Source organism: Sphingobacterium multivorum (assembly GCF_900457465.1).
GTDB lineage: Bacteria > Bacteroidota > Bacteroidia > Sphingobacteriales > Sphingobacteriaceae > Sphingobacterium > Sphingobacterium multivorum.
In genome coordinates, this window is sequence record NZ_UAUU01000002.1 from 1039876 (window position 1) to 1053148 (window position 13273).

Below are 13273 nucleotides of genomic sequence, written 5' to 3' on the forward strand. Positions count from 1 at the left end.
TTTTGTGTTTACCTGTTGCATGCATACTCAGGGCATGTAGATTATCTTCTTTGCCTTCTCGTTACAATAGGATAAAGAAGATAATCTAAATTCTCAAAGTAGCATCGCTCAGAAATTACTCATCGATGATAAAATTACCATGGGTGCTATAGGCATTTTTACGCAATACCGGCATTCCCATGATTTTATAAAGCTCATCCAATTTGACCAAGCTTCCATTGGTCATATTAGAAAGTAAAACAATAACAATGTTTCTTTTTAAATCTCTTACATAAATATGTCTAAAACCGTGCCACCAGCCTGTATGGTATACGATATGATCATTACCATGCTCAAAGGTACGCCAACCATAACCATAGCTAAAAATTCCCTTTTTGGCATCGGGATATCCTCGGTATGCTGAATCCAATGTTGACTGCTTTAACAGTCGTCCATCTCTCAAAGCCAGATCAAAACGATAAAGGTCACGCACTGTACTATAAATTCCTTTGTCACCAAGCGGTCCATCCTGAAAATTTTGCACCACCGATCTTCGCCAAACCTTATCATGCCCGATAACGTTGGTCGGAATTTTATCATACACGGCCTTAGAGAGTGCGGCTGTATTTGTCATTCCGGCAACATTGAATACGCTATCTTTCATATACGTCGCATAATCTTGCTTTGATATCTTTTCAATAATGGCCCCTAAGACCATAAAGTTCGAATTATTGTAAAAGAAACGGCCTCCTGGCGCACCATAGCGATTAGGCTTAAATTCGGTCAGCATTTTCATCACATCCTGATTTGTCATTCCTTTCTTGCGATCAGGCCAATGTTCCTCCGAAAAATAAACGTAATTAGGTAATCCCGAGCGGTGTGTCAATAACATTTTTATGGTAATACCAGGATAAGGAAAATCCGGATAGAAGTCATTGATCGTTTGATCGAGACGTAGCTTTCCTGCCTCCACTAACTTCAAAATTCCGACAGCTGTTAACGGTTTAGAAACTGAAGCGAGTTCAAATTTGTCATCAATTTTTAGACTATCCCGTTTTAAGTAATTTGCCCAGCCGAATGTATTCTGATATAAGATTTTACCATCTTTCGCAACAAGAACATTCCCATTGAATGCAGCTTTTGAATGAAGATTTTTCATAAAAGCATCGATCTTCTGATCTGCATTATTTGGATTATAGACGAGCCTTGTGCTATCCACTTTTGCCTGCGCTATCGCTGCTTCCTTCTGTTTTTTCTCTTTTGAACTACAAGCCACTGTAGATACAAACAAAAGAGCGACCATTCCCTTTAAAAAAAATAATTTCACTATACTAAGTCTCCCGGATTTTTGTGTTTTCTGTATTGTATATCAATAAATACCCCCTATTTCCTGTGTCCTAAATAATATCAAATTATTGAAGCTCGTAATAGAAGGACCAGCATACTGATAATAATGCTAAAATGAAGATTTTAGTATAAAAAAACGAATTTTTCCCTACAATAATTGTTATTCATCGTATATGTTACCTTTTTTACGCACAGCGTCTCTTTCACTATAGAGTTGAACAACCTGTACTTCCTTCAACCAAACGGATAACGATAGAAATTATCGGTAAAAAAAGCTTTCCTGTGGAATGAGCTTAATCAATTAAGGCCATAAAAAAAGCCACTTTATTACTAAAGTGGCTTTTAATTCCTCTATTAAAGGATTATGCTAATAATCTTACTGGATTTTCAACCAAAGATTTCAATGTTTGCAAAAATGCAGCTCCAGTTGCACCATCAACCACGCGGTGATCACAACCCAAAGTCACTTTCATTACATTACCAGGAACTACAGCACCGTTTTTAACAACAGGAACTGCTTGAATAGCACCAACAGAAAGAATAGCTCCATCTGGTGAGTTGATAATGGATGTAAATTCATCAATTCCAAACATACCTAAGTTGGAAACTGTAAATGTAGATCCTTCCCAATCCGCAGGCTGTAATTTTTTAGCTTTCGCCTTTTGGGCGAAGTCTTTCACCTCTGCAGAGATATGTGACAATGATTTACCATCTGCAAAACGCACAACAGGAACTAATAAACCATCTTCAACAGCCATTGCAACACCAATGTTGGTATGCTCATTGAAACGGATTTTATCGCCTTGCCATGAAGAGTTTACAGCAGGATGTTTTTTCAAAGCAACAGCAACAGCTTTTACAACGATATCATTGAAAGAAACTTTTACTGGAGCAACCTCATTGATCTGCGCACGAGCAGCCATTGCATTGTCCATGTCAATTGATACAGTCAAATAGAAGTGTGGAGCTGTAAACAATGACTCTGCTAGACGACGCGCAATAGTTTTACGCATTTGGTTAACTGGTTTTTCAGTATAGCGCTCTTCACCAACAAATGTAGGCAAAGTGATTGCTTTTGCTTCTGTTGCAGGAGCAGCTACAGCTTTTGTCTCCGCCGGTTGTGCAGCAACAGGAACAAACGATTCAACATCTTTCTTCACAATGCGGCCACCATCTGCAGAACCTTTGATATCACTTAAATTGATACCTTTTTCTTGTGCAATTTTACGTGCTAAAGGAGAAGCTTTCACACGAGAATCATCGCTTGAAAACGATGCTACCGGTGCAGCAGTTACAGCAGCAGCTGAATCAGCTTTAGGAGCTTCAGCAGTTTCCGCCTTTGCAGGTGCAGATTTTTGATTTAACAAAGGTGTGATATCAGTTCCACCAGGACCAACGATCGCGATGATGTCGTTTACCTTTGCAGCTTGTCCAGCTTCAAGACCAACATATAACAAGGTGCCATCAGCATAAGCTGTAACCTCCATAGTCGCTTTATCAGTTTCTACATCAGCAATAGCATCGTCAGATTTTATCGTATCACCAACTTTGAAGTTCCATTGCGCAATGACCCCCTCTTTCATGGTATCACTTAACAAAGGCATTGTTATAACAGTACATCCCAATTCTTCAGGAGTTACAGTACTAGCCGAAGATTCTGGACCAGAAACTTCTTCTGCTTTTTTTTCTTCGGTTTCTTCTGGTGCTTTTTCAGCAGCAGGTGCATCACCACTCAACAATGCTTGAAAATCTTCACCCGGTTCTCCTAAAACAGCAATAACAGCATCAATAGCTACTGCTTCGCCTTCTTTGGGACCAATATATAAAAGAGTTCCTTCTTGGTAAGACTCAAAGTCCATCGTAGCTTTATCTGTTTCAATCTCAGCTACTAAATCACCAGAATTTACTTTATCACCAACTTTTTTGTGCCATTTCGCGATGACCCCTTCGGTCATTGTATCGCTCATTTTCGGCATTCTTACTACTTCAGCCATTCTTTATTATATTATCAAGTTAAAGAGTATTAATCTAAAATAAATGGATAGTCTTGTTGTACATATACATCTTTGTACAATTCATCTGCAGTTGGATAAGGAGATTCCTCTGCAAATTTCACCGACTCCTCAACGACCTTTTTCACATCAGCCTCAACTTCTGCAAACCAAGCGTCATCTGCATAGTTGTTTTCTAAAATAGCATGTTTAGTCGACAACAATGGGTCACGGTCTTTATACGCTTCTAGTTCTTCTTTCGTACGATATTTAGCTGGATCAGACATTGAGTGTCCTTTGTAACGGTACGTACGAATTTCTAGGAATGTCGGACCTTCACCTGCACGAGCACGTTGAACAGCTTCGTCCATCGCATTGTGTACAGCAACAACATCCATTCCATCAACCGGAGCAGAAGGCATATCGAAACCTAAGCCCATTTTGTAAATATCCTGCATGTTCGTTGTACGTTGTACAGAAGTACCCATTGCATAACCGTTGTTTTCACACACGAAGATAACAGGGAGTTTCCACAACATCGCCATGTTCAATGTCTCATTGAATGCACCTTGACGCACAGCTCCATCACCCATATAACAGATATTTACATTATCTGTACCAAGATATTTTTCAGCAAATGCGATACCAGCACCTAAAGGAATCTGACCACCAACAATACCATGGCCACCCATGAATTTGTGTTCTTTGGAGAAGAAGTGCATAGAACCTCCCTTACCTTTTGAACAACCCGTGATCTTTCCATATAATTCAGCCATACAAGCATTTGCAGAAACGCCTTTAGCCAAAGCGTGGGCGTGATCACGATAAGCAGTGATTAAAGAATCTTCCGGTTTGATTACTGACATCGTTCCAGCGACTACAGCCTCTTGTCCTATGTACAAGTGACAGAAACCACGAATCTTTTGCTGTCCGTAAAGTTGACCTGCTTTTTCTTCAAACTTACGCATAAGTAACATAGACTTATACCACTCCAAATATGTCTCTTTTGTTATAGGTGTTGAACTCATTTCAAAGTTTTGATTTTCTTACTATTCTAGACTACAAATCTAATAATTTTGGACGAATTTCCTTGCCCAAAAATCAATTTTATTTATACTTTAAGACACTTCTAAGACATTTGATTTAAAGTATATAGCATTTGATTACAAATAAATGAACGGCACAATCAAATAAATCAAAAACTTATGAAAATAAAAAAGCCAAAGGACTTAATAATCATTTGGCTTAATCTATTTTATGCAAACTGTTTGCTATCGAAGTTTTTGTATCAGCTCACTTTCAGTTACCTTTACCTGTTCCCCGCTTTCCATGTCCTTTAATGACAATTGCCCTGAAGTAGCCTCTTCGTCACCCACTAATAATACGTAGGGGATTCCTTTCCCATCCGCATAACCCATTTGTTTCTTCAATTTTACAGGAGAAGCATAGAGTTCCGAAGCGATATTTTCCTTCCGAAGCTTATTGAGTAAATTCAGGGTGTAACTTTCCAGTTGTTTATCAAAATTTATAATCAGGAGTTTGGTAGAATCGGCCTTACCGATAGGAAATAAGTCCAGCTCTTCCAACACATCATAGATACGATCCGCACCAAAGGAAACACCGACTCCGGTCAGCCCCTTCAGACCAAACATACCCGTGAGATCATCGTAGCGACCACCGCCACCGATACTTCCCATGGCAACCTCATTCGTCTTGACCTCAAAAATACAACCTGTATAATAATTGAGGCCTCGAGCCAATGTAATATCCAGATCTATGATTTGATTAAGCAATTTTTCTTCAGCACCTAATTTGCCGACATAGTCAAACACTTCCTCAATCTCAGCGATACCATTTAAACCGACAGCAGAAGTTGCTAAAATCGTTTTTAAGGAAGACAGTTTCTCATCATTCGAGCCTTCCAATAAAATTATAGGTTTCAAAATAGCAAGATCTGCTTCTGTAAAACCCCTTTCCAACAGTTCTTTGTTGACACCTTCCAACCCGATTTTATCCAATTTATCGATCGCGACAGTCATGTCTACGATCAGCTCCGGTTTGCCGATGATTTCAGCAATACCCGAAAGAATTTTCCTGTTGTTGATTTTGATATTAAAATCTTTCAGTCCAAACCGTTCGAAGGCTTCTTGATAAATCAAAATAAACTCCGCTTCATTCAATAGACTTTCTGACCCGACAACGTCGACATCACATTGGTAAAACTCGCGGTATCTTCCGCGCTGCGGACGATCTGCACGCCATACAGGTTGCACCTGAAAGCGCTTAAACGGTAAAGTAATATCATTTTGGTGCATCACAACATAGCGCGCAAAGGGCACCGTAAGATCATATCTTAGTGCTTTCTCTGTTATATGCGGAATGAGCTTATTGGAATTTTTATCGTGAAGCAGGCTGTCGGGCGCTTTTGTCAGGTAGTCACCCGAATTAAGAATCTTAAAGATCAATTTATCACCCTCGTCGCCGTATTTACCGGTGAGGGTCGTCAAATTTTCAAATGAAGGGGTCTGTATTTCATTATAGCCATATTTTCTGAATACCGTTTTCAGTGTATCGAAAATATAGTTGCGTTTGATCATTTCGGAAGGCGAAAAATCACGCGTTCCTTTTGCCAAAGAAGGTTTTACTACTGCCATATTTGGCAAAGTTAATAAAATCCTTTATTCTACTTCCAGAATTTTAAGGAATTCACAGGCTTTTTCGGCGGCAGATTTCTCGGCAGACTTTTTATTAAAATCACGGCCAAGTCCACAAACAATACCATCCACGACCGCTTCAATACTAAACATCTTAGAAGATTCCCCTTCCGGGTTGTCTGTTTGCCGAAATACAATCTCTTTGCCAGTATGTTGACACCACTCGATCAACCGACTTTTAAAGTTTGTTTCCGTCTGTTCCAATAGGTGAATATCGACGTGCGGTTTAATAATTCGATTCAACAAAAAGCTCTTGGTAAAAACATAGCCCCTATCTAGATAAACTGCTCCAATCAATGCCTCAAAAGCATCACCCAATAAAGATCCTTGTTTATTTGGAAAACTGATCATTCGCGCATCAAACTGGATAAGCTCATTAAACCCCAACTTTCTGGAAAGCTGGTTTAGATTTGCTCTACTGACAATTTTTGAGCGCATTTCAGTCAGGAACCCTTCGTCTTTATAAGGATATTTCTTAAATAACAGTTCAGCCACAACCGAACCCAAAACAGCATCACCTAAGAATTCTAAACGTTCGTTGCTATTTTTTGCGCCCTCTTTAATTGTAACGGCGACAGACTTGTGTCTAAACGCCATCTTGTACAGATGTACATTTCCGGGAACAAATCCTAGCAGGTTTTTTAGTTTTCTAACGTATTCCCGATCTGGCGAAAAATATAATTTATATATCCTTGCAAAAGGCATCTCTTCTAAAAATAAGGCGACAAGTCCTAGTTAAAGAACCTGTCGCTAGCTCATATTATCAAACCATGTTTGAAGGATCAAACATTAAGCTTTATATTTTTTCACAATAACGGTAGCATTATGCCCACCGAAACCGAATGTGTTGCTCAAAGCGGCATTAACGATACGTTTTTGCGCTTTGTTGAATGTAAAATTCAAGTTGTTATCAATTTCCGGATCGTCTGTAAAGTGATTGATTGTCGGAGGGACAATATCATTTTGAACAGCCAATATAGAAGCGATAGTTTCAATAGCCCCTGCAGCACCCAAAAGGTGCCCTGTCATTGATTTAGTTGAACTGATATTCAATTTATAAGCGTGTTCACCAAACAGGTCAACAATAGCCTTCGTTTCACTAATATCACCGACCGGTGTAGATGTTCCATGAACATTGATATAATCAATATCTGAAAAATCCATCTCTGCATCATTTACAGCCATTGTCATAGCCAGTTTTGCGCCCAATCCTTCAGGATGCGAGGCTGTGATGTGATGTGCATCTGCACTCATTCCACCCCCTGCAATCTCTGCATAGATTTTTGCTCCACGTGCTAAGGCATGCTCCAAACTTTCTAAGATCAATGCACCCGAACCCTCTCCCGAAACAAAACCGTCTCTGTCTTTATCAAAAGGACGTGATGCTGTTTTAGGATCATCATTCCGGGTTGACAACGCATGCATAGCATTGAACCCGCCAATTCCAGCTTCATTGACTGTAGCTTCTGATCCACCTGTAACAATCACATCAGCTTTGCCCATACGAATATAGTTAAAAGCATCTATCATTGCATTGGTAGCCGAGGCACAAGCCGATACGGCAGAAAAGTTAGGGCCACGTAGGCCATGACGCATTGAAATATGTCCTGGAGCAATATCAACGAGCATCTTAGGAATGAAGAAAGGATTGAAACGAGGTGTTTCCATCTCCCTTTGCAAAGTTTGCAACTTCTTCAGTGAAAGTTGTTAAACCTCCAATTCCTGAGCCCCAAATTACTCCGATACGATTTGTATCTAATTTTTCAAAATCTAAGCCAGCATCTTTAATTGCCTCATCTGTTGACGCAATTGCATACTGGACAAAAGGATCGACTTTACGAGCTTCCTTTCGATCCATAAATTCATGCGGATCAAACCCCTTTACCTCACATGCAAACTGAGTCTTGAATTTTGACGCATCAAAATGCGTAATAGGAGCAGCTCCGCTTACACCATTTATTAACGCCTCCCAGTAAGCTGAGACGGTATTACCAATTGGTGTAAGGGCGCCTAATCCTGTTACTACTACTCTTTTAAGCTCCATTTATTACGATTAGCCTAATTAAATTAGTTAGTTAACGTTTTTTTCTAAATAAGCGATTGCTTGACCAACAGTACCAATAGTCTCTGCTTGATCATCAGGAATAGCAACGTTGAATTCTTTTTCAAACTCCATGATCAACTCAACAGTGTCAAGTGAATCAGCACCTAAATCATTAGTGAATGAAGCTTCTGGTGTTACTTCGTTTTCGTCAACACCTAATTTTTCAACGATAATTGCTTTTACTCTTGAAGCGATATCTGACATGATTTTATAGTTTAATTGTTTAATAAATCTGTGCAAAGAAAAATAAATTTCATCAAAATTCAAACCTAAATTGATATTTAGATGAAAGTCACCATGTTAGGCGACCGAACTTATTCGCGTCTTATACTAGCTAACCCACTCTATATTAACTTAGTTCAAGTATAACAAAAAATATTTTGTATTCCAAACGCTCAGCTAATTAACTCAAATTTTACACAAAAAGTATATTCCTACCTCAAAATTATTAGTACCTTCGTTAGCAGAGGGACATATATTTAAACATTAAAGTGGTCAATAAGTTAGTAGCAAGATTGGATATGGACATGAATGAAGAGTTGGATTTTACCCTACTCGCCATCACCTGTTCGTTGAAAGATTACCGACTCTGCCATTTCATCAACAAGGAGACTAACCTGAATTTTTCCAGAGGAAAAGAAAGCAAGTACGACCATGATGGTCGACAAAAAAACAAAACCGAAGAAGAGCTTGAATATCACATTGTCTTTGATCCAAAGAAAAAAACAAGCTACCACTTCACTGCTTTTCATTACCTTATCGCCGATGCCGACACCGAATATTTCCTGATCAACAATAAGAGCATCGAAGGCACTTATTTAATCCCAGAAAACCCCCACTTCGATTTTTTTATCATCATCAAAAACTACATCTGTGAGGATGACGTGGAACATATTATCAAAAGGATCAACAAATTACCCGAAGTCGTCATTGCAAAAGAAATATCACCAAAAATATTGAAATCTAAAGAAAATCTCATATTTTAGCAAACTGTAGGTTAGTGTAGCAAATACACCCCAACTTAGATCTAAATTAATTCGATTTAGTTTTGACAAAACACAACAATATAGTAGGCTATTTGTTGTGATTAATGAAGAACATTTAAAATACAAAATAACAGATGGAAAAAGTTCAAAAAAGGACTAAAATTGTCGCAACATTAGGCCCTGCCTCGGCAGACAAACAATTTTTGACCAACATGATTGCCAAAGGGGTTGATGTGTGCCGGTTGAATTTCTCTCATGGCAGCCAGGAAGATCACCTTAAGGTAATCGAAACTATAAATGCAATAAATAATGAAACAGGATTCAATGTTGCCATCTTAGCCGATTTACAAGGTCCAAAAATTAGGATCGGAAAAATGAAAGAAGGTGGAGCTATTCTCGTGAATGGTTCAAAAGTTGAAATTACAACACAAGAACTCATCGGAGACGAAAACAGAATCTACATTACATACGAAAACTTTCCAAACGATGTTGAAGCCAACGAAATCATTTTACTTGATGACGGAAAACTTCAACTTCGTGTTTTAGAGACCAATCATAAAGATACTGTTACCTGTGAAGTTGTACACGGAGGTGTCCTTACTTCACGTAAAGGCGTTAACTTACCGAACACCAAAGTATCTATCCCATCGTTGACGGAAGAAGATTTAGACAACTTGAATTTTGCCCTGGATCATGGTGCAGACTGGATCGCGATGTCTTTTGTACGTTCGGCAGAAGATATTTTTCAATGTAAAAAAATCATCGAGGCAAAAGGAAGCCATGCTCGTGTCATCGCAAAAGTTGAAAAACCGGAAGCGATTGAAAATATTGATGCCATTATCGAAGCTACAGATGCTGTTATGGTTGCTCGTGGTGACTTGGGCGTTGAGCTCCCAATGGAAGAGGTACCAGGACTTCAAAAGATCATCGTACAGAAATGTAGAGATCTTTCAAAACCGGTAATCATTGCGACACAGATGTTGGAAAGTATGATCACTACACCACGTCCTACACGTGCTGAAGTAAATGACGTAGCCAACTCCGTATTGGATGGAGCGGATGCTGTGATGTTAAGTGGCGAGACTTCAGTTGGTGAATTCCCTGAAATCGTTATCGAAACAATGAGCAAAATCATTATCCACGTGGAACAAACTTCTTATCCTTATTATAATGAGAAAGTTAGTGAAATCCACGACGGAACACTTATTCCGGACGCGATTTGCGCATCTTCGGTTTATCTTGCTCAAAAAACAAATGCATCTGCAATTGCGGTATTGACATCATCTGGTGCAACAGCGTTTGAAATTACAAGTTATAGACCAAATGTAGATATCTTAGTTTTCACAGGAACACAAAAATTGCTGAAACAACTCAGCCTACTTTGGGGAGTAAAAACTTTTATCTACGACAAGTTCGAAAGCACAGATGGATCTATTCATGATGTTAACAAATTTATTGTAAAAAATAACTACGTTAAACCTGGATCTATCATTATCAATACAGCTTCGACACCGTTAATCGAAAAAGGTAAAACAAATACAATCCGTGTTTCCCAGCTATAATGGACAATAAGGATTAAAGCAAAAAAAATAGCGTTCTAGATAGAACGCTATTTTTTTTTGCTTGTTTGGATACAAGGAGTCGATTTTTAATTTAAAGTCCTTCACCTTTAGCGAATCATTCAAGCGCCTAAAAGGAAGATTGTTTTCTTTCTCATCACCTTTGGGCATTTTTTCCGTTCCTGGCATTGGGGCTAGACCGTCCACACGATTTGGCTTCTTAATGGGCATATGATACTTTTCATCTGAAGAATCCAATTTAAAGACAGGCATCTTTGATTCTTTTTCCTCCATTAAAGGAATCTGCGGTTTCACCTTTACTTGTCCTAAAGCAATGGTCCCTATGGAAGACAATACCAATAATAATACGTAGCTTTTCATCTTTATATAGTTATTAAAGAGCACTCATTGTACCAATGAACGCGTCATATTCGGCTTATTCACTTCTCCAGCAGTTAGACTCAACCGCGTAGATTAAAATTTGTCCACAGCGCAATTCAGCACATAATCCATTTCTATTCACTAATTTACAAAGAACAGCATCTATATTTAAACAGATTGCTGTTAAACATTGTTAAAACAGCTACAAAACACATTAGCATCTTTATATTTGTAACAATTTAAGAAAAAATGAGCTATCGCACCTTAAATGGCCGCTCACATGGCATAAGGGATGAATACGCAAATGGTAAATAAACTGAGCGCTATAAACTTTTTGATATATTCAAAATACATTTATTTAATACCCAATACTAATGAAGAAAAATAGCATTGTATTAATCATTGGACTGATGTCTCTCGCTCTAATTGGGGTATTGGCCATGCAATTCTATTTTCTGAGAGATTCTTATCGCCAAAAGTCTCAATTATTTGATGAGTCCGTCAATGCTGCGATTACAGCTGTTGCCGGTAAGCTTGAACGACGGGAGGTAGTTGACTTCGCTAAGGTTCAACAGGAGCGTAACATTGAAAAATCCAAGCAGGAACAGGCCAAACAACGTCTTTTGGCCGAGCAACTCGAAATACAGTATAGAATTGAAGAATTAAAAAACAAACAACATGTTGTTTTCTCAAACTTTAAAGAGCAAGAAGACCAATTACGTGCATTGTATCCAAATGTAATTGAAATCAAAAATTCATTCTACGAAACATACATCAAAAGACCGGAGTACCAGAAATTTATCAAATTTTCTGTTTCAAATGAGCTTACCGACGATAATTTGGTACAGGCATTTATCATGTTAAATGCTTCAAAGGTAGATGATCAGATCAATGGGAAGGACGATAGCACGCGGTTTGTTATCCCCCTAATGGACCCACTGGTCAATCAACAAACAAAATTCCGGGTAGCCACATTACCTCCAAGAGAGAATGCGAAACTTGCGAAAACAATTTCTGATTTGGAAAAAAGATTGGATATCCTCAACAGAAAAAACGCGTGGAGTGGCTTTAATGTATATGATTCCGTTGCCATGCTGGGCGGCAAAAAAGCAGACTACATCGAAGATATTGCTATTGGAATGGAGCTTGCTAAACGTCCATTAAAGGATCGATTGAATGTGATCATCGTTCAAGAACTTATCAAAGAGGAGTTGGCTCAACGCGACATTAAAGCTCCTTTCAATATTGAAATATGGAGCACAAACAATATATTACTAAATAATATTTTAAACGAAGCCGCTTTAAATAACCCAACAAATACAACCAAATACTCAACGGCACTTTTTAAAGGTGATATCGGTGCTGCGCCAGGAAAATTAACCATCTATTTCCCCAATAAAAAGGCGATAATTGCCGATAATATGGGCTATCTGTTGCTGCCCATGCTGGCACTGCTTTTCTTGTTGGTGGGGTGTTTTGCTTATACACTGATTATCATCTTCAGACAAAAGAAAGTTTCGGAAATGAAGACGGATTTCATCAACAACATGACGCATGAGTTTAAAACACCTGTTGCAACAATTATGATTGCCAGTGAGTCACTTAAAGATCCAGACATCAATGCCGACCACAAGCGCGTTCAGAAATTGGCTAATATCATCTACGACGAAAATGTTAGACTCGGAAATCATATTGAACGTGTGCTCGATTTGGCAAGACTAGAAAAAGAAACGCTAAAACTCGACCAGGTAGAAGTATGCATCAATGATCTTGTTTCGGCAGTAACGGACAGTATGCAGCTACGGATGCAAAATATTGGCGGGAAATTCAGTATAGATCTTGCAGCGACCAAGGATGTTGTCGTTGGTGATGAGTTACATTTTTCCAATGTATTTTACAATCTTTTGGATAATGCCATCAAGTACAGCAAAGGAGATTTACATGTCAACATCAATTCAAAAATGTTGGCGACACCATTGTTGTCACCATAGCCGACAATGGTATTGGGATGAGCCGGGATCACCTGCAAAAGATTTTCGACCAGTTTTACCGTATTCCAACTGGGAATGTTCATAATGTCAAAGGATTTGGCCTTGGCTTAAGTTATGTACAGGACATTCTGAGAAGGCTGAACGGAAAAATTACAGTTAAAAGTGAAAAAGATAAAGGCACGACCTTTGAAGTAATTTTGCCTATTAAAAAATAAAACGTT

Annotated in this window: 11 protein-coding genes and 1 pseudogene; 4 read left to right on the forward strand and 8 right to left on the reverse strand. The window is 38.6% G+C overall.

Translation table 11 applies throughout. The features are described from left to right. Positions 1 to 115 precede the first annotated feature (115 nt). The 7 genes and pseudogenes from DTA23_RS04645 to DTA23_RS04675 form a co-directional block, all read right to left on the reverse strand. A complete protein-coding gene (locus DTA23_RS04645; RefSeq protein ID WP_112373936.1) occupies positions 116 to 1306 on the reverse strand; it encodes a serine hydrolase domain-containing protein in 1191 nt (396 codons plus the stop codon). Between the two features lie 382 nt (positions 1307 to 1688). Then, a complete protein-coding gene (locus DTA23_RS04650) occupies positions 1689 to 3320 on the reverse strand; it encodes a dihydrolipoyl dehydrogenase family protein (protein ID WP_112373937.1) in 1632 nt (543 codons plus the stop codon). Between the two features lie 29 nt (positions 3321 to 3349). Next, positions 3350 to 4345, reverse strand: coding sequence for a pyruvate dehydrogenase (acetyl-transferring) E1 component subunit alpha (gene pdhA, locus DTA23_RS04655; protein WP_046674850.1), 996 nt, complete (start codon positions 4343 to 4345; stop codon positions 3350 to 3352). A gap of 243 nt (positions 4346 to 4588) precedes the next feature. Then, positions 4589 to 5971, reverse strand: a complete 1383-nt coding sequence (gene hisS / locus DTA23_RS04660) for a histidine--tRNA ligase (RefSeq protein WP_112373938.1) — start codon at positions 5969 to 5971, stop codon at positions 4589 to 4591. Positions 5972 to 5995: 24 nt separating this feature from the next. Continuing rightward, the gene (gene rnc / locus DTA23_RS04665; protein ID WP_046674848.1) at positions 5996 to 6736 is read right to left on the reverse strand and encodes a ribonuclease III; all 741 of its coding nucleotides are present in this window, start codon (positions 6734 to 6736) and stop codon (positions 5996 to 5998) included. 84 nt (positions 6737 to 6820) lie between these two features. Beyond that, positions 6821 to 8075 (reverse strand): annotated as a pseudogene (fabF, locus tag DTA23_RS04670) (beta-ketoacyl-ACP synthase II). Between the two features lie 27 nt (positions 8076 to 8102). Next, positions 8103 to 8339 (reverse strand): acyl carrier protein, encoded by a 237-nt coding sequence (locus tag DTA23_RS04675; RefSeq protein ID WP_028070665.1) that lies wholly within the window; start codon positions 8337 to 8339, stop codon positions 8103 to 8105. A gap of 287 nt (positions 8340 to 8626) precedes the next feature. Here DTA23_RS04675 and DTA23_RS04680 point away from each other — a divergent pair, with 287 nt between their 5' ends. Further along, positions 8627 to 9121, forward strand: coding sequence for an IPExxxVDY family protein (locus DTA23_RS04680; RefSeq protein ID WP_239468789.1), 495 nt, complete (start codon positions 8627 to 8629; stop codon positions 9119 to 9121). Positions 9122 to 9255: 134 nt separating this feature from the next. After that, entirely contained in the window at positions 9256 to 10683 is a 1428-nt protein-coding gene (gene pyk / locus DTA23_RS04685) for a pyruvate kinase (RefSeq protein ID WP_112373940.1), read from the forward strand. Here pyk and DTA23_RS04690 read toward each other — a convergent pair. Continuing rightward, a complete protein-coding gene (locus DTA23_RS04690) occupies positions 10678 to 11061 on the reverse strand; it encodes a hypothetical protein (protein ID WP_112373941.1) in 384 nt (127 codons plus the stop codon). The two genes, pyk and DTA23_RS04690, sit on opposite strands and share 6 nt — an antisense overlap. A gap of 374 nt (positions 11062 to 11435) precedes the next feature. Between DTA23_RS04690 and DTA23_RS04695 the strand changes: the two genes are divergently transcribed. Together DTA23_RS04695 and DTA23_RS28475 are read left to right on the forward strand one after the other, a co-directional pair. Continuing rightward, positions 11436 to 13052: a sensor histidine kinase gene (locus DTA23_RS04695; RefSeq protein WP_256602791.1), complete on the forward strand. Its 1617-nt coding sequence runs from the start codon at positions 11436 to 11438 to the stop codon at positions 13050 to 13052. A gap of 17 nt (positions 13053 to 13069) precedes the next feature. Further along, positions 13070 to 13267, forward strand: a complete 198-nt coding sequence (locus DTA23_RS28475; RefSeq protein WP_256602792.1) for an ATP-binding protein — start codon at positions 13070 to 13072, stop codon at positions 13265 to 13267. The last annotated feature ends 6 nt before the right edge of the window (positions 13268 to 13273 follow it).